At 65.8% G+C, this 17,816-nt stretch carries 14 protein-coding genes; 5 read left to right on the top strand and 9 right to left on the bottom strand.

All coding sequences use genetic code 11. The features are described 5' to 3' along the window. The 4 genes from BN976_RS31320 (at position 1) to BN976_RS31305 (ending at position 6,418) form a co-directional block, all read left to right on the top strand. Positions 1-1,623, top strand: a complete 1,623-nt coding sequence (locus tag BN976_RS31320) for a hypothetical protein (RefSeq protein WP_036377595.1) — start codon at positions 1-3, stop codon at positions 1,621-1,623. A gap of 8 nt (positions 1,624-1,631) precedes the next feature. Then, positions 1,632-1,814 carry a hypothetical protein gene (locus BN976_RS31315; protein ID WP_145978021.1) on the top strand — a complete coding sequence of 61 codons (183 nt, stop codon included), beginning with the start codon at positions 1,632-1,634 and terminating at the stop codon, positions 1,812-1,814. 112 nt (positions 1,815-1,926) lie between these two features. Beyond that, positions 1,927-3,744 (top strand): AAA family ATPase, encoded by a 1,818-nt coding sequence (locus BN976_RS31310; RefSeq protein WP_036377590.1) that lies wholly within the window; start codon positions 1,927-1,929, stop codon positions 3,742-3,744. Positions 3,745-3,895: 151 nt separating this feature from the next. Then, entirely contained in the window at positions 3,896-6,418 is a 2,523-nt protein-coding gene (locus tag BN976_RS31305; protein ID WP_084182490.1) for a zinc-ribbon domain-containing protein, read from the top strand. Positions 6,419-6,540: 122 nt separating this feature from the next. On the opposite strand, the gene BN976_RS31300 is transcribed toward BN976_RS31305, so the two are convergent. From BN976_RS31300 to BN976_RS31285, 4 genes are read right to left on the bottom strand one after another with little or no spacing between them, the layout of a single operon-like run. Next, positions 6,541-7,941 (bottom strand): cytochrome P450, encoded by a 1,401-nt coding sequence (locus BN976_RS31300; protein WP_084182488.1) that lies wholly within the window; start codon positions 7,939-7,941, stop codon positions 6,541-6,543. Positions 7,942-7,963: 22 nt separating this feature from the next. Continuing rightward, complete coding sequence (locus BN976_RS31295) at positions 7,964-9,193, bottom strand: MAB_1171c family putative transporter (RefSeq protein ID WP_051558680.1); 1,230 nt, start codon at positions 9,191-9,193, stop codon at positions 7,964-7,966. Beyond that, the gene (locus BN976_RS31290) at positions 9,190-9,702 is read right to left on the bottom strand and encodes a hypothetical protein (RefSeq protein WP_051558679.1); all 513 of its coding nucleotides are present in this window, start codon (positions 9,700-9,702) and stop codon (positions 9,190-9,192) included. Before BN976_RS31290 ends, BN976_RS31295 begins: the two co-directional genes overlap by 4 nt. Beyond that, on the bottom strand, positions 9,702-10,163 hold the full coding sequence (locus BN976_RS31285) for a helix-turn-helix domain-containing protein (RefSeq protein ID WP_036377588.1): 462 nt from the start codon (positions 10,161-10,163) through the stop codon (positions 9,702-9,704). The genes BN976_RS31290 and BN976_RS31285 overlap by 1 nt, the downstream gene beginning before the upstream one ends. Positions 10,164-10,661: 498 nt before the next feature. Between BN976_RS31285 and BN976_RS31275 the strand changes: the two genes are divergently transcribed. Next, the gene (locus BN976_RS31275; protein WP_131805449.1) at positions 10,662-10,949 is read left to right on the top strand and encodes a hypothetical protein; all 288 of its coding nucleotides are present in this window, start codon (positions 10,662-10,664) and stop codon (positions 10,947-10,949) included. A 91-nt stretch (positions 10,950-11,040) separates the two neighbouring features. On the opposite strand, the gene BN976_RS31270 is transcribed toward BN976_RS31275, so the two are convergent. The 5 genes from BN976_RS31270 to BN976_RS31250 all read right to left on the bottom strand — a co-directional run bounded on the left by BN976_RS31270 (position 11,041) and on the right by BN976_RS31250 (position 17,069). Next, positions 11,041-11,463: a hypothetical protein gene (locus BN976_RS31270; RefSeq protein ID WP_051558678.1), complete on the bottom strand. Its 423-nt coding sequence runs from the start codon at positions 11,461-11,463 to the stop codon at positions 11,041-11,043. 142 nt (positions 11,464-11,605) lie between these two features. After that, positions 11,606-13,561 carry a hypothetical protein gene (locus BN976_RS31265; protein WP_199559040.1) on the bottom strand — a complete coding sequence of 652 codons (1,956 nt, stop codon included), beginning with the start codon at positions 13,559-13,561 and terminating at the stop codon, positions 11,606-11,608. A 193-nt stretch (positions 13,562-13,754) separates the two neighbouring features. Next, positions 13,755-14,699 carry a helicase associated domain-containing protein gene (locus BN976_RS31260; protein ID WP_051558677.1) on the bottom strand — a complete coding sequence of 315 codons (945 nt, stop codon included), beginning with the start codon at positions 14,697-14,699 and terminating at the stop codon, positions 13,755-13,757. A gap of 179 nt (positions 14,700-14,878) precedes the next feature. Beyond that, positions 14,879-16,318 carry a hypothetical protein gene (locus tag BN976_RS31255; RefSeq protein WP_235622205.1) on the bottom strand — a complete coding sequence of 480 codons (1,440 nt, stop codon included), beginning with the start codon at positions 16,316-16,318 and terminating at the stop codon, positions 14,879-14,881. Between the two features lie 118 nt (positions 16,319-16,436). Then, complete coding sequence (locus tag BN976_RS31250; protein ID WP_235622201.1) at positions 16,437-17,069, bottom strand: RuvC family protein; 633 nt, start codon at positions 17,067-17,069, stop codon at positions 16,437-16,439. Between the last annotated feature and the right edge of the window lie 747 nt (positions 17,070-17,816).

Below are 17,816 nucleotides of genomic sequence, written 5' to 3'. Positions count from 1 at the left end.
GTGGGCATCGTCGAGACACTTATCGCCAGTCAGCGCCGGCCGGATGCCGAAGCGCTGCGCATCTCCACAGCTGCGCGAGAATCCATTCCGTCGGCCACAGCGGGGCTCGATGGTGATGTGGCCGCAGCCGTCGGCGCGTGGGCCGAGGTCGCCTCAGCCGCCGCCGAGGACGCCAACGTCGCGATCGCCGAGGAGAAAAGGCCGCCGCGCGCACCCGCGGCGCCCGCGCACCTGCAGCAGTTCCTCGACGCCGACACCGACACTTCGTTCACCGGATTCGACGATGACGCAGGAATTCCCGTCGAATCCGCGACCCACCGCACTGACTCCCGGTTCCTGCTCACCGACGAGGAGGACCACGCGCCAGATCCAACTCCGGCGACACCCGTGCCCCCCTGGGTCGTCGACCCTCCCGCAGATCACCCCGGCACCGTAGTGCCGGCCGGCGACAACACCTCCGTCGACGATCGTGTACCTGCATCCGATCAGGCACCGGTGGGCTATGTCTATGACGAACCCGCCGATCCGGCGGTGGTCAACGCCGACGGGCTCGACGATCTCGGCTGGCCGGGTGACGGTGACATCCCCGGCAGCGACGAAGAATTCGACGATCCCGGTGACGCCGGCGCCGCGGGTGCATGCGACGGCCCGCAGCATCCGCGACCTGCGCGGTGGGAGCGCGATCCGGTCCCGGCATCCCCGTGGGGTGACGCGCCGGAGGTCGTCGCCGAAGAGGACCCGCACTCAGCGGCGGACGACGCCGACTATCGCCCGCTCCATTCACCCCCGCAGGTCGACGACGACACCGAACCTGCGCCGTCCCAGCATGCGACGGCCCCGCCCGACCATTTCGACGCACCGGAGCCGCAGCCGCGTGCCTCGGTGTTCGCGCGGATCGGTGACGTGCTGTCCCCGCAGCGGGTGCGCGACTGGTTCGGCGGCCGACCACTCAGGATCGCAGTCATCGCGGCGGGCGCAGTCCTGCTCGTGGTCGCCATCGTCGCGTCGTTCATGGTGACCGGCCGCGGCCGTCCGCCGGAGCCGGCGGTGCAGGTGGCCCCGCCGCCGGCGGCCAATGACGTTCCGCCGCCGACGGCGAAAGAGGCCGTGCTGATCCCGGCGCAAGTCAGCGCGTCGTGCGGGAACGACAGTGACGCCGTGGCCCCCTTCAGCGGCGACCGGACCAGGGCATGGGTGTGCATGCGCATCAACGGATTAGATCTCAACGTCTTGAACATCAGCTTCGCCTGCCCCGTAGTGATCACCTCGATCACGGTCGTGCCGGGGTGGAATTTCGTGGCGCCGGACGGCCGTGACGAGTGGGTGCGCCATCGTCTCGTGGCATCAATATCGTGGCGGCTGGGCGGCGCCGTGTACCCCCAGGCGCCGATCGTGCCGACGCGCACCGGCGTCACGATGAAAGTTCCGAACGTCATCACCCAGGAGATGTCGGCCACCATCACAAGCTCGATGCGGCCGCCGATGGGCGAGAGCAAGTCTGACGACTTCGGGTCGAAAGCGGACGAGTCGGCCAAGGTCGACGAATTCACGGCCATCGGCTCGATCAAAATCATGGGCTACCCGGTCGATCCGGGCAGCGGCCTGTGCGGCCCGACCGGATAGCAACCCCGGTGCGTCTGCTGTGGAGGCTGTTCACACCGCGCGGTTTACGGCGCGGCTCTCTCATCTTGCTGCTCGTCTGGACGATGATCGCGTGCGCCGATCATCTCGGTGTCTTCGCCGCGCTCGCGAGCTTGTCGGGAACGGTAACTTCACCCGATCAGCTGCTGCCCGTACAGGTGTTCGCGCCGTAGCCTCTGCGGCGGTTTCGCGCCGCGCACGCCGGCTGGTCGCACCGACCAACATCATGTCGGCGACCCCGCTTCACCTGCCTCCGGTGCCTGTTCTCGAAAGGACATCTCCGCCGTGATCCCCACCCAATCCAAGCAGTACCTCGAAAGTGCCATCAGCGCGCTGGTCAACCGGAACTACGTCGTGGCCGACCGCGATCTGCAGTATGCAACCGAGGAATGGCCCGATCAGTGCGACCTGCACCGCGCATTGTCGTTCTCGCGCGTCAGCGCGAAAGGCGGACACAGCAGCGTTGCCGAAATCACCCGGATCCGCGATGCGCTGGGCAGCTTCGACGAGATGGTCACTGCGATCGATGCGACCCAGGTAGAGGACTGGTTCACCACCACATGGCAGATGCCGCTGGTGCCCGTCGTGTTGCCGTTGGTCACCCGGGGACAGGTCCGTGCCGCCTATGCCAGCGTGTTGGTCGAGGGCGGTCACTACGACCTGGCGCGTCACGAACTCGACGCCGCCGGCCGCGAACGCGTTACCCGCAGCGCAAACACGTCGGTCACCACCAAAGAGATCGCCGCGGTGGAATGCCTGCTGTACTACCGCACACAGCGCTGGGAGGACTTGATCTCCTCCAGCGCAGCGCTGACCACCGCGGCCGGCACGGATGAACTGGAGCAGGTGCTGGCCGCACTGGGCAACGCGCTGGGTGGAGCGGCGCTGGCGCACCTGGGCTCCCACGACGCTGGCCAGGCCAAGCTCAAGTACGCGTTGGCGGCCAACTTCTCAGCTGTGTCGGCCTGGGCGAGCCTGCAGCTGGGTCTGTCCTATCGCACCGACGGCGACGAGGAGTCCGCGCAGAAGGCGCTCGCCGGAGGAATGCAATACGCCACGCTGCCCGGACTCCAGGATGCGATCCGCAACAAGAGCGTGCGCATGCGCGTCTCGGCGCCGGACGTGATCGCCGCGCGTACCAGCTTCTGGGACCCCGACACTGAACCCGACATCGCTGACTTTCAGCGCCAGGCATCACAGTCCGACCGCCAGGAAGTGCTCAACGGTGCACTCGCCGAGCTGGAAGACATGGACGGCATGGACGGCATCAAAGAGCAGATGCGCACCCTCAGTTCGGAGATCATGTTCGAGAACGAACAGCGCCGCCGCGGGATGAGCGTCAAAGCCAAGACTCGACACCTGATCTTCAAAGGCCCGCCGGGAACGGGCAAGACCACCATCGCCAACCTGATCGTGCGCCTCTACTACGGCCTGGGCGTCATCCGCACCCACACGCTGGTCTCAGCCAACCGCGCCGCGATGATTGGTGCCGTAGAGGGCGAGTCGGCGAAGAAAACTCTGGCCAAGCTCACGGAAGCGCGCGGCGGAGTCATCTTCATCGACGAGGCCTACGAGCTGGTACAGGATCGCGGCGGGCAGGCTGACCCGTTTGGTTCCGAGGCGCTGACGACGCTATTGGAGTACATGGACAACCATCGCGATGATCTGATTGTTATCATCGCTGGCTATGAGGCGCCGATCGAGCGGTTCCTGGGCGAGAACCCCGGTCTCAAGTCACGGTTCGCATACTCGCTGTCCTTTGCCACCTACAGCCCGGAGGAGATGTGGCGCATTCTGACCGGGATGGCACGCAGGGAGGGCCGCACCGTCGACCAAGCGGTCGAAGGCAGGTTCAAGCAGATCATCGACGTGATGTGGGGGACCGATCAGCGCGGTCAGCGGGTGCTCGACGTGGCCGGCAACGGGCGCTTCGCTCGCAACGTTTTCGAGCAGGCGCAGGGTCTGTCATCACGTCGCCTCATGGGCGGCGGAGCCGATCTTTCATCCCTGACCGACGAACAGTTCCTGGAACTGACCTCCGACGACATTCTCGGTGCGTGCGCCAACATCCTGAAAGGTTTCGGGATTACGCACGTGGCCTGATCTTGACCGCCCAGCGTTTGCCGGGCACCCGCTCGAGAGCGGCGGCGGCGCCGACCCACACCTTTTGGCGCCGCCGTGGCGGCCACAAGTGCTTCGGCAGCTCCCGGTGCAGGTGCAGTTTGCTGCGTCCTGAAAGGTTCGGGGCACGCTGATGGCGGGAACACGGACAACAAAGACACTCGCGCAGTCGCACCCTGTGCTGGCGGCGCAGTGGCACCCGGGCAACGACCGGACCGTTGACGCGATCACCGCGGGGAGCCGATACGTGGCCACCTGGCAGTGCCCGACCCACGCCAGCCACGTATGGAGCGCGCGTGTCGACAGTCGGGCACGCGGGAACGGCTGCCCGTACTGCGCGGGGAAGCGGGTACTCGCGGGTTTCAACGACCTGTTCACCACACACCCGCAGCTGGAGGCGATATGGGACGACACCAACGCGGTTGACCCGACCACACTCACCCGGCATTCCGCGGTGCGCGCACAGTGGGTGTGCTCGTCCGGACACCGGTGGACAGCAACGGTCAGCCACGTCGCAGCGGGCGGGAGGTGTCGCCAGTGTCCCACCGAAAGTCTGGCGGACTGCGTGCACGACATCGCTGAACTCGCGGCGCAGTGGCACCCCGCCAACGCCGCCGACCCCCGCACGGTGACCGCGCGGAGCACGTTGGCGGTACGTTGGCGCTGCGCGCTCGGCCATGACTGGACCGCGCCGGTACATCGCGTCGCTGCGGGCTCTGGCTGCCCGTACTGCGCCCACCGCCGGCTGCTCGCCGGTTTCAACGATCTGGCAACGCTGCGGCCAGATCTCGCCGCGCAATGGAGCTCGCACAACCGCGAAGACCCATCAGCGTTCATGCCCGGCAGTCGCGCACAGGTGCTGTGGGACTGCCCGGCACATCCCGGGCAACCGTGGATGGCCCGCATCTATGCGCGGACCGCGGGAGGCAGCGGCTGTCCGCACTGCTCGGGCAACCGATTCCTGCCCGGTGAAAGCGACCTGGCCACCATCCGGCCGGACATCGCTACGCAGTGGCACCCCGACAACAGGTGTACAGCCGGCGAAGTTTCGTCGCGATCAAGCACGCGCGCGATATGGCGATGCGAACACGACCACCGGTGGGAAGACACCGTGGCCCGGGTGGTCAGCAGTAACGGCCGCTGCCCGGTGTGTGCCGGAGATCGTCTCGTGGTCGGAACCAACGACCTCGCCACGATGCATCCGGAGCTGGCACAGCAGTGGTCTCCGGCCAATGGCGTCGGCCCGACAGCGGTGGGGACGCGCGGTAACCGGCGCTACGCGTGGGTGTGCGAGCACGGACATGTGTGGCACGCCACGATCCGGGACCGGATCGTCGGCGCGGAATGCCGTGTGTGCTCTGGGCGCGAACTTCTCATCGGCGTCAACGATCTGGCCACCCTGCAACCGGACCTCGCCGCGCAGTGGGCACCCGGAAACGCCGGTGCGCCCTCCGCGGTGACGTGCGGCAGCAATCGCGTCGCCACATGGCTCTGCGACCGGTGCACCAATCAATGGTCTATGCGCGTCGCCGACCGGGCACTCGGAGGTCAAGGGTGCCCGTACTGCGCCGGCAAGCGTGTCCAGGTGGGCTTCAACGATCTGGCGTCTCGGCGGCCTGACATCGCCGCCCAGTGGGGCCCCGACAATGACCTGTCGCCCCAGGAAGTGACGGTGAGCAGCAAGCGACGCGTCACCTGGGTGTGCTCCCGGGGACACGCATGGAGTGTCGCCGTTTCGGAAAGAACACGCGGTCGCGGCTGCCCGCAGTGTGTCGCCCCGACCTTCTCATCGGCAGCCGAGACCGCGCTTGCTGACTTCATCCGCAGCTGCGTTCCCGGAGCGATAGTGGATACGGGCGTGCGCACCATCGCCGGGATTCACGAGCTGGACGTGGTGGTGCCCGGGCACGGGGTCGCTTTCGAGTTCAACGGCCTGTATTGGCACAGTGACGCAGCGGGTAAAACCGCGGGCTATCACCTGCAGAAGACTGAGGATGCGCGGGCCGCCGGACTGCGACTGATTCATGTGTGGGAAGACGACTGGGCCCTGCGGCGCGAGATCGTGCAGCGGCAGATCAGCAGCGTGCTCGGCGTCGACCGTACGCCGCGGATCGGCGCGCGACAGTGCACAGCGGCGCCGGTGCCATGGGCGCAGGCAGCTGAGTTTCTGGACGCCAATCACCTCTTGGGGGCGGTCAGGGGGACGTATCACGACGGCCTCATCGCCCCCGACGGGGCGCTTGTCGCGCTCCTGACCACGACCCGCAGTGGCGACAGATTCCGGATCGACAGGTACGCGACGTCGTGCAGGGTGCCAGGCGGATTCGGCAAGCTTGCTGCGCACCTGCGTGCACGTGTTGGCGCCTGCGGCGGAGGACGCATCGTCACGTTCTCCGACACGGCCTACAGTGACGGAGACGTCTACCAGCGCACAGGATTCCGCCTCGACGCCGAACTTCCTCCGGACTACTGCTATGTCGTGGGGGCCGAGCGCCAGCACAAGTTCGGATACCGGCGCGATCGCTTCCGTCGCGACCCCGCGCTGTCTTTCAACCCGGCGATGTCTGAGCGTGAGCTGGCAGCCGCCAACGGCTTGCACCGGATCTACGACTGCGGCAAGCGCCGCTGGGTAGTCGATGTGCCGGGAGCGCCGTGAGAGCGCGACGCGGGAGGCGGCGCGCTTGAGTCTAGGTCTCGCACGTCGCTGTCTGTCCCGGCTGCGCAGGAATCCCACAACACACGCACACTGCATGTGCCACGGTGATCTACACGCGAATGTCAGCGTGGGCGCATCTCCAGCCGTAGTCCGACCGGCTTGAGAGTCAGTGCCTCGGACACCTCGAGGCGGTAACCCTGCTCCGGCTCGAAATCGAAGCTGCGCAGGATCGCGGCGAGTGTCAGCATGATTTCGTGCAGCGCGAACTGCCGGCCGATGCAAGCCCGCGCTCCGGTGCCGAACGGTTTGTAGATCCGAGGCGGTAGCGCGCGCAGATTCTCTGGAATGAACCGGTCGGGGCGGAACTCCCCAGCGTCTGGACCCCATGTGTCTGTGTCGCGCTGGGCGGCCACCAACAGTACGAACACCCACCCTCCGGCCGGGATCGGATACTTGCCGCCGAGAACGGTGTCGATCTTGGCCTGGCGGAAGTATCCCGGCGCCACCGGCCACAGCCGAAGCGACTCGTCGACGATGCGGCGCAGACAGCGCAGCGGGGCCACATCGTCGAAGACAATCTCGTCCAGCGATCGGTCTCCCCATCGCTCATCGATCTCAGCGCGCGCCTCGGCGGTGACATCCGGGTTCTGTGCCAGGTAGTGCAGCGCGAAGCTGATGGCGTTGGCTGACGTTTCGCTACCGGCGACGAGCAGGGTCAGGATCTGGTTGGCGATGTTCGCGTCGTCCAGCTTCTCACCGGTGTCTGGGTCGGCGCAGTCAAGCATCCTGTCCAGCATGTTCGGTGTGCCGGACTGCGGTCCCTGCTCGCGCCGAGCGGCGACGATGTCGGCGATCTGCGCACGCAACCACGCTTTGTCTCGGACGTGGCGTCGGCGCTGAGCTTTCCCGAACAGCTGGTCGTAGAACGGGATCGCGTCGGTGCGGCGGTTGGCGTAGCGCATCTCACGCAGCACGGTTGCAGTGAACTCGTCCTCGCCCGTCGCGTCCAGTGTGGTGAACGAGTGCCCGATACCTGCGCGGGCGACAATCTCGGTCGTGAGTCGGTTGGCAGTGGTAGGGATGTCGATCCACGCGGGTCCACTTGCGGCCCAGGTATTCATGAGTTCGGAGACGGTGTCGACCATCGGCCGGTGATAGGCCTCCATCGCGGCCTTCGTGAACGCCGGCATCAGGATGTTGTGGGCTTTCGACCAGTTCGGCTCGCCGTTGAACGCGGTGAACAATCCGTCGCCGGCGACCGGTCGCAGCTTGCGCAGCGAGTGCCCGACATGCTTCTCCCACACCGCTTCGTCGTTGACTTCGTTGATCAAATCAACGCGGGATATACACACGACGGGGAAGTCGAAAATGCGCTGTTCGACGATCCCGCCGTGGCGCACAATTTCTCGCGTGAGTCCCTGCGATGGTTTGGCCATGTCGATGGTGAGCAGGTCACCGAGGAGCGGTAGACGCCAGCGCGGGTGGGGCAAAGTCGCGGGGGGAGGTGCCGCTGTCGTGGTCATCGGACGCTCATCTCGTCTCTTCTCATGTCGTTGGTTCGGCATCAGCAGCGTGGGTAGCGGGAACGTTGTCAGGCTGGCCGATGCTGGCGGCGTGCTCGGCGTGGTTCCACCATCGCGCCAGGCGCAGCAACTCGGCGGTCTCGTCTTCAAGTGTGTTGGCCCGCGACTTGAGGACGGCGCCGCTGTCAACAGGTACCGCCGCGGCTCCGGCGGCCTTGGCGCGTAGAGCATCAGCTAACTGCAGTGCCGCTAGGGCGGGTTCGCGTTGTGCTACAGGGACGCGGTGTTCTGACACGAACAACGCACTGCGGATGTCGCTGACATCTCGGAAGTACCCGCGCAGCTGCAGGATGGCGTCGCGGATCTGCACGACCGTCTGGTGAAGATCCATGGGCGCTTTGCGGCGACCCGATGGGCGCGGCGCGCTGATGTCGAATGCAATTGCGGGAACGGCTTCGAGCATCCGGTCGCGCAGCGGCTGCAGCTGGCGCCAGTGCCGACTTGTCGCGTCCAGTCCTGCCCGGGAAGCCACGCCGACCAGGAACGGCGAAAAGGCCAGGAGATTCGCGCCGACGGACTCAGCGAAGAAGATGAAGCCGTGCAGCATGGTGCGGTAGTCGCGGCTGTAGAGCAGGCCGAACTCTTCGAGCGCAGCCAAAACGGGCGCCTCGATGCTGCTGATCCAGATAGACAGCCCGATGGAGAATCCGCCAAGCGCCAACATGCGTTCGTGGCGTTTAGCTCTCGGCTGCATCAGTTCCTTGGTGCACATCCACATCAGCTGTGTGCCAAGCGTGACAAGTATCGACACGTAGATGCTCCAAGCGGCGACGCTCCACCAACCGCCGTGGTCTTCCAGTGTCTGGCCGGCATTGCGCGCGGGTGTTGCAGCGACGAAGAACCCCGCCGCGAGGACCAGCGCGGCGATGCGGTGATACCGCTGGCGGATGCGTGCCTGCTGCGGGGAAAGTCGGGTGTAGACAGTGATGAACCCCATGAATTCCGCGGCGCAGAAAATCATCATTGCCAGCGACACCTGTTGGGCAGCAGTAATGGACAGAATTCCGGCATCACTCAGCGCGATCTCCACACGGTGTTCACGCAAGAGGTTCGAGGCCAGCATGAAAGCCAGGGTGTGGTTGAGGTAACGCTCCCACTGGCTGTGGTTGAAGAACAGGTAGCGCAGGAGCGTCACCGTCGCCATGAATGCCAGCAGCGGCCATGCGAAGTTCTCTGGGACGCTGGAGGTCATCGTCGGCGGAAGAACACGCCGCGCATCATGGACTGCTCGTCGGCCGCGGCAGCCGCTGCAACCATCAGCACGTTGGCGAACATTTCGGCGTCGCGTTCCTGTTCGCTGTTGTAGTGGCTGCGCAGTAGGAGGCTGTGAATGGACTCCAGATCGAGAGTGGGGAGCACGTCCTGCAGCGCGGCGATCTGCTCAGCACGCAGTTGGTCGGGGTGTTCGGTGACGGGTCTCCGGTGGCCGAGAAGCATGTGGCCGACTTCGTGGAGGCAGATCTGGTCGATGTGATATTCGGATGTGCCCATTTCGTGGACGATTACGTCATCGTGCTCGCGCATCAGCCACACCCCGCACGGGCTGTTGGTCAGTTCCTCTGATGCTGTGTCGATGGGAAGCAGAGTGATCGGGCGACCGCGCATCTCAGCCACGCTGCGGATGAAAGCCTGCCGGTCCCACGGCACGGGGATAGGTAAAGAACGCGCGAGCTCGAGCAGTTCAGCAGCCGGAATAGCCATCACTGCTGCCTTTTCGGCGAGGTGACCGGCGGCAAGTGCTCGATCCGGCGCGCTTGGTCGATCATTGCGCGCAGACTCTTGATCGACTCGGGTGTGAGACCTGATGCGCGCATGGCGAGGTCGAGAACACCGGCATCGCGCATGGACTGCAGCAGCTCCAGTTGCGCGTCGACTTTGGGATCTACGCCCGGGTTGATGAGGTAGGACGGCGGCACCCCGAAGAACTCCGCGATCGCTTGTAGATGCGTCACGGTGGGGTTGGTCTTGCGCCCTGCACGTAGCTGCCATATGTAGGCGGCGCTGATGGGCACGCCCGTCTTTTTCGTGATCTGCTCGGCTGCCGCTGCGTTGGACAGCGGGGCGTCGTCTTTGCGGTGCATCGTTTCGAACAGCCGGTTGATCTTGCGCGCCAGGGCAGGAAATTCGGCGTCGTCTGCACCGTTGGTTCGGCTGGTGGGCAATGTACGTCCGTCTCTGTTTGGGGGACCGTCGTGTACTGAGATTACTGGATGCTTCTCCGGGCGGTTATCGGGGCCCGTTGGTATCCGTGTGGCGAGGTTCCTTTGCCGTTTACGTGAGTACATGTTGCGTCTTGTCGGTGGTGTTGTCTATAAATGGAATTCGACGGCGATGTCAAAAAATTGGTGCGGGGGGATGGATCTGTTGGGCGGCATAATTTTTGACAGCGTGGCGGAGACTCTCGCGGCCTCGGCTGATGCGGGTGTGCGCCACCTTGGCGAGCGTGGCGCTCCCCGCAACAGGTGCCGCTACGTCACCAGAGTGACCGTCAGTGCGTTTGCTGGCAAAGTCCGCGGGTTGCTTTCGGGCGACCAGGGCGTGCCAGCGACGCCACTGCACGAGGCGCAGCGATGAGCACGTCACAGCGTCGCGCCGGTCAGTCGCCCAGGGCAATGCCGCAGACTCACCAGTTTTCTTCTAGCAGCAGGAGAACCGCCACCATGACGCCAACGTCGACAGCTACCGAGGTGACAGCCAATCGCCGGTGGAGCCCTATCGGCACCCCACAACGGCACTATCGGCTCGATCAGCACGTCACCGCCGATGACGGCGAGCGCTATCACGACGTGGTGATCATCGACGGGTTCGGCATCACCTACGCCTACGCCGCGTACCCCGATGGTGAGGTCGCGTCGTGGTGGACGCTGGCCGAACTCGACGGCAGCGACACAGCGGTGCTGTCCGCGATCGGATTCCGCATCGGCGAACGTGCTCAGATTTCGGCCTGAGATACACCCACTGCCGGGATCGGAGATCGAGACCAGGCAGCGTGCCGATGGCCGTTAGGTCGGTCCTTCGGTGCGGCAGCCGAGCTGGTGCTTACCTGCCGGGGACTGCGGCCGGTGCCGGTGCCGGCTGTGCGCATCCGGTGCGCAGCATCTCAGCTGCGGCCTGAGCCACTTCGGGATCGGACGCGGAATCGGTGAAGTCCTCCCACGCCAGTTCCATGTCGGGGTCCATCGTGTCGAGGATTCGGACGCCGGCCGGGATGATCGTGCCGTCGGCCACCGCCGCGGAGACCGCCCCCACCAACGCGAAGACCTCGCCCATCTGCACGGCACGCAGTTCGTCGTCGGGATCCTCCTCCAGCTCCGGGTGAACGATCCCGCGGCTGATGCAGGCGGCGATTACGGTTTCTGCGATGTCCTCGGCGGTCTCGGTCCGAAGCGCCGCGGAGATCTCGTCGAAGAACCCTTCTGGTACCGGAAAGTCGGGTGATGCGTCGGATGTCGTCGTAGTCATCGGTTCTTCGCTCCAAAGTCGTCGGTGTGCCGGGACAGGCAGCGGCAACCCGGCCGGTTGAGTTTTGAAGCTATCGACGTGCAATGGTGGCACCTCGCGGCACGAGACGACACGCCGACAACCGGGCGGGACCGTCGCACGGTCAGTTGTTCGCGGCGGTGTACTGCTGCTGGACCCGCGCAGCGACCTGCTCGGCGACCGCACGGACCTCTACGGTGCCGTCGGATGCCACCTCACTGGAAACCACGCGGAAAGTCGCACCGGATTCGATGACATCACCACCGCTGACAGGCATGCCGTCGCTGGTCAGGTACCGCACACGCACGCGCCCTGCACCGCCGCGCACGGCGCCGTCGCTGCGGGCCATCGTGTAACCCTTCGTGCTGAACGTCGCCCCGGCTGGAAACACTTCTCCTGCGAACGCCGCTTCGCGGCCCCGGTAGGTCGCCGGAACTGGGTGTGCGGCTGTCAGAACGCGCACCGAGTGATCGCGCGACCGTGCCATCTTGAAAATGGCGAACGCCTCGCCCAACTTGGCGTCGGCGATGAGTGCCTGCGCCGAGACCAGCTCAGGATTGCGACCATGCCGGGCGACCTGATTGGCTGCGGTGACCATCCGCGCACCTTCGGCCCGCACATCCATGTGCTCAGGCGATAGTGCCTTTCCCCCCGGGGTAGCCGACACCGGCGAGGCGGTCTCCCACTTCACCGTGCTCAACGCCGCACGCACCGCCGGATAGTCGGTGTCGAGAGTGTGGGAGGGGTGGCGGACCTGGAATCCCGACCGTGCCACCGCCGCGCGGTCGTCGGTGCTGATCGGGCCGGCATAGCGCTTGAAACTGACCTCCTCGGCGCGAGGGGCGATCAGTGCGGAGGGAATGCTCGCCAGGAACTGCTGACGCGCAGCGCGTGCGTAGCGCAAGTTGCGTGCGACGTCGAAGCCCTCGATACGCGCAGTCTGGGCTTCCGTGTCAGCGCGGTGGCGCGAACTGTGCGGGCGAGAGGAAAGCCGCTCAGCTGTGTGTGCGGCAGCCTTGCCGGCCAGCAGCTGAGCCCGGCCATCGGCGCCCACGGCGTAGCTCATCGCCGTGTCGCCGTAGAAGGTCCGTTCGATGATGCGGCGCTTGGCGGCCAACCGCATCGACTGCGCACGTGGGCTTTTACCCACCATCATCGACTGGACCACAGTGTTCAGGCCCGAGGCGTTACCGCCAGCCGGGACTCGGGTGAACTGGTCGAAATCGACAGCCGGGATGCGTGCGAGCAGATCACTGACACGCGTGTCGTTGTCGACGGGCAGGCGCAGTCCGTCCACGAGCACCGACAGCGCACCGTTGTCGCCGCGGGCCAACAGAACCCCTTCGGCAATCTGCACCGGCGCGCCGTTGCCCGCCTTCGACAGCAGTGCGCCGGCGGTAAGCACGTGGGCCTGGTCGCCGCCGATCGCGACAATGATCGGATCCGGCCGCCGCGGAGAGGCGGCCACCTGCGCCTGAACTGTCACGTCCTCGAACAACCTGTCCGACAGACGCTGTGACACGGCGGTCAGCGCCGTCACATCGTCGATGGTGTGCCGGCGGTAGAACTGCTGAGCCTTGGGAGGCAGCTCCTCAAACGCGGTGCCCGGCGGCGGAGCAACGATCGCGCCACTGGCGATCGCATCGATCCGGGTCTCGATACGGTCCAGCTCCGCGGCTGCTTCCAGCGGATCGACGATGGCGCCGCGCTCGATGAGCCCCCGTTCGCACAGTGCCGAGGCGAGTTGGATCTGGGTCACCGCACGCGGATCGTCCTTGCCGCCGTTGATCTTCGCCGAGGCAGGGTTGGAGTCCTCGCGGACCTCGGTGAAAACGTTGTTGTGCATGCCCGGCACGCGGCGCAGGGCTCCAGAGGGGGAGCGCAGCAGGTCGGCGCCGATACCGGGGGAGACCGCTTCCAGGCTCACCACCAGGTTGCTCAGCATCGACGGAGCCAGCGTCCCGACTGCGGATGCACTGGCCGGCCCGAACATCGCACCCGCGTTGGCGCGGACGAAACGCATGGTGGCGCGGTTCTCCTGGCGCGAGGCGGCGGCGGCTGCCCGGGTGTGCGCACTCACGGAGCAGCGGCGGTGGGCACGGTTTGTCGATCCGAACTCATTGACCGAAACGCACACGGTGGTCCTCACATTTCAGGGGCGGCGACTGTCACGTCCTTCTGGTCAATGCATTGTGACATGCACGTGCATCAAAACCGGCACGCGACGACGTGTCCGCGCACAAATCCAGACGCGCCAGTAGCCTTCGCCCGCGTCACGCCGCCGAAGTCAACCGTTCGCCAAGCAGATTCAGCTCCCGCAGTGCCGAAATCTGCTCGGGGCGCAGCCGTCCGTCCCGATGGCGCCGCCGCTGAGCAACGACCCACGTGTAGAGCGGGTGGTTGGGGCCGATCGAGCCGGATCTCGACATCTCTGCTCGCAGCTGGGCGTAGCGCTCGTCCCACGCGGCGTCGCGTGCGGACCACCGCCAACCGGGTAGCGCCGATAGGGCCTGGATCCGGTAAGGAGCCAGTCCGTCGCGGCGGACCTGATCGCGCTGGGCGGTCACCCACCGGGCAAGGCTGACCTCGGCGGGATCGGCAGACTCTGTGCTCGGGTAGCGGCCAACGCGCTCCAGAAACACCCTCAGCTGCTCGCACTGGCGCTCCCACGGTTGCCGTGACCGTGTCGAGGACATCGCAGCTGACCACCCGGGCAGCCCGGTCAGCGCCTGGACCCGGTCATAGCGCAGTCGGTCAGAACGCAGCGCGAGCCTCTGTGTGGCAAGCCAGTTCGACATCCGCACGTCGTCCGCGCGGTTGGGGATGCGGCCGTGTTCATCGGCGAAGCTGGCCACCTTGGCAAACGTCTCCTCCCACTGGGCGTCACCGGGCGCCCAATCGAATCCACGCAACCGGTCCAGCAGCGTCACTTTGCCGTGATCCAACGTGCCTTGGGCGCGGGCGCGACGCTGGCGGGTCAACCACTGTGTCCGCCACTGTCCGGCCAGTGTGAGGCCCGACATATCGCGCAGGGCGATCTGACGAAATCGCCGCTCCCACGGCCCTTCTGCCACATTGCGCAGCGGGGATTCCAGCTTGCCGAGCATCTGCTGCTGATCCACGTTCAGATGGCCGGCGCGGCGCTGGGCGTGCGCCCACACCAACCAGACATAGGTCTCGGTGTCCAGCGCCGTGTCGCCACGGCGGTCGGCCAGCACCGCCGCACGTTCTGCCCATCGCCGTCCGCGGTGGTTGACAGGGGTGTGTCGAGTCTCAACATCAACGTTCACAGGGTCCACGGGTCTTCCTTTCCGGCAGCGGTGTGCGGCATCGTAGCCAGCCCAGCTGTGGATGAAGGTGCGCAGCGCGAGCCGGCGAACCGGTGACCGCCGCTTCCTCAGACCATGGAGGCTGCTTCGGACAGCGTTACCGGATCACCGGCAGCCCAGGCGATCAACTCGTCGCCGGGCGTGCGCAGCTCGCCAGTGCTTGCCACGCGGCGAGAGGTTTCGTGGATGCCCTGTACGCGCGTTGCGATGTCGACCAGCTCGGCGCCCAGTGCCAGATCGACGTAGTAGATCCGGGCGACTGGCGACGGCTCGTCTTTGGGCACCGACACAACCGCCGCATAGACCTTGGACACCTCGGGCATCTGTTCCCAGAACGACCCGTCCCAGGACAGCATCATGATTGCGTGCGCGTACTGCGCCAACTGAACGCCGATCGCCAGCCACGAGTAGTCGATGGAACTGGAGGTTTTCAGGTCGCCGATGATCAACTCGCCGTGCGGGGTGAGGAACAGAAAGTCGAAGGTGCCGACCATGCCGGTGGCCGGAATGAACACCGTCCGTTCGGTCATGCCGCGCACGAAGTTCAGCCCGTGGCGGCGAACTGCGGCGAAGAGCACGCGGACATAGGGCTTGAACAGTTCCGGCACCTCATCGAACGGGATCACCCCCTCGATGAGGGCTTCCACATAGCCGTGCAGCTTGGTCCCGAAGTCGCTGCCATCGTCACCACCGGCGCGGCGCATCGCTGCGTTGCCGACGGAACTGAGCGCGAGCTTGGAGCCGAAGGTCAGCTCGTTGACGTGATCGGCGCCGCCCAGGTCCAGCCCGTCGAGCAGTTCTGGGTTGCGGGCCAGGCCCAATACGGTGCCACGCAACTGCCACTTCGTCAGTGCAGTGCTGTCGTCGAGCACCTTGGCGTGCGTGGTGGCACGCACAAACGTCTCGGTGCTGCGCAGCCCGTCCAGCCCGGGCACCACGTACTTGCTCATGTCGCGGGTGTACTTCGCCACCCACTTGCCAGGAGGAGGGGGAGCGTCCGGGATCGCGGCTGTCGGCGGCGCGTAGGGGACGCGTGCGACCGCCGGCGGGTCCTCCATGCGGTCGAGCTGCTGGGAGGGTGTGAGTGCTACCGATCCGATGGCGGGCGGGGCAGGCAGGGCAACTGCGGCGGTTCCAATGTTCGCCTGGGCCGAGGGGCCGACGGTTCCGATGGCGTGCGGCGGTGCAGGAACGGGGGATGCAACTGTGCCGATGGGTGGTGCCGGGATGGCGACCGCTGCGGTGTCGGCCTGCGTGGTGACCGCGACGGTGCCGATCGCCGGCGCTGCGGAAGCGACCGGGTGAGGCGCGGGTGCGGGCATCGGCGCAGCGGCTGCCGGCGCGGCGGTCGCTGGAGGTGGGACCAGTGTCAGCGCGGGCGGTGTCGCGCCTGGAAAGACGGGGGTGACTGGCGCAGGACGCGGGGTCAGCACCACGGCGGCAGCTGCTGCGGCCAGCGATGCCGGATCCATTGCCGGTGCACCGGCAAGTGCATGTGGTGACGTCATGGCGCCAAGGTAACGATCACCACCGACGTGTTCGGAGGCCCGAGTTCGACACGCCGACGCGTGCGCTGCGCGGAGAACCAGCAATCGTGCACGAGCGCCCGTTGAGGGCGAACGGATCTCAGGCCGCGACCGAATGGCCGATGCGGGGTGGGATCGTCGAAGCGCCGACGGCGTGAACAGCCTTACGCTGCTTGACGGTGAGTCTGAACGGCAGTACGTCACAGTCGATTCGAGCTGCACCCAGCGCGGCTGCGAAAGCTGCGTCGGCGCGGTCCTGGAGATTCTTCCCACGAACCGCGTCGGGCCAGGCGACCGCGTACGCCGCTGCCACCTCGGACTTGCTGGCGTTTCCCTTGCCCGTGGCCAGCTGCTTGATCAGCTGCGGCGCCACACGGACCACCGGCGCCCCGCCGCGGCACAGCCCTTCCACCACGGCCCACCAGAGGAATCCGCGCCGGGTCAGCGAGCTGTCTTTCTCTTTGACCGAGAACTGCAAGTCTTCGATCACCACGAGCACAGGGTCTGAGTCCAGCACCTGGTTGACGATCCCGTCGGTCAGGTTGCGGTGGCGGTTGACGTGGGCGCCCAGTGCATCGTCCGCGGGGGTTGGGGAGGCGTGCACTGCGGTGAGCAACGCACCGGTGCGAACGTCGAGTGCGGCGATGCCGGTACCGGTGAGCGAAACGTCGAGCCCGATGATGTACCGGCCCCGAGCGGTCGGGTCCAACACGGGCGGCAGGGGCGCGGACATGGCGGCAGTGTGCCACCTGCTCCCCGCTGGGATTGAGCGCGACTCGACTCGGGCGCAGGGCATATCAGCAGCGCGACGGGCGGTTAGCTGAGTCACGGTGTGGCAGCTGACGGTTGTAGCAGGGCCAGAATGTGAGTGACCCAGCTCACAGGATTTCGTAGACAGTTGTCGGACGCCAAACCGATGGCGCAGAACGCATGAACATTTTCGGTTGACGCACCGCTGACCAGCGGAAACTGTCAGCACGGCGTGCAATCACGGCGCTACCTGCAGCGCAGCATCCATGTCGCGAGAAGGGGGAGGGGGTCGTCAATCATGAAGAAATTCACTGAAACACTTTTCGCTACAAAAACGGCATTATTGTCGGATGCGTAAAAGTAGGATTGCCTGATTAATACATATAACTAGATACACTAACTAAAAACATAAACGAGTAAGAGAAACTGCCACTATTCACCGCTCCGATAAACCGCTGTGAGCCACGCCACAGGCCACCGTATAAAGACGGTTACCGTCAGACCCCCTCCCCCCTCTGGCGACATCAACGCAACCGCCCAGCTCACGCCGAGATCACCGAAAACTCTGACACTTTCCGCAGGTCAACGGTGCGCCAACCGGAGAAGTTAGTGCGATCTGCGCCAGTGGAGTGAGCCGATGTCGGCGTTCCGGTGCACTGATCGGCACCGCCCGCGGCGGACTCAAACGTTTGCGCGGGCTGCGATATTCACGCGACGGCCGCGGCTTCGT

Source organism: Mycolicibacterium austroafricanum (assembly GCF_000612725.1).
Lineage (GTDB): Bacteria > Actinomycetota > Actinomycetes > Mycobacteriales > Mycobacteriaceae > Mycobacterium > Mycobacterium austroafricanum.
Note: the sequence above shows the minus strand (reverse complement) of the source record. Positions and strands in the feature narration are given on the sequence as shown.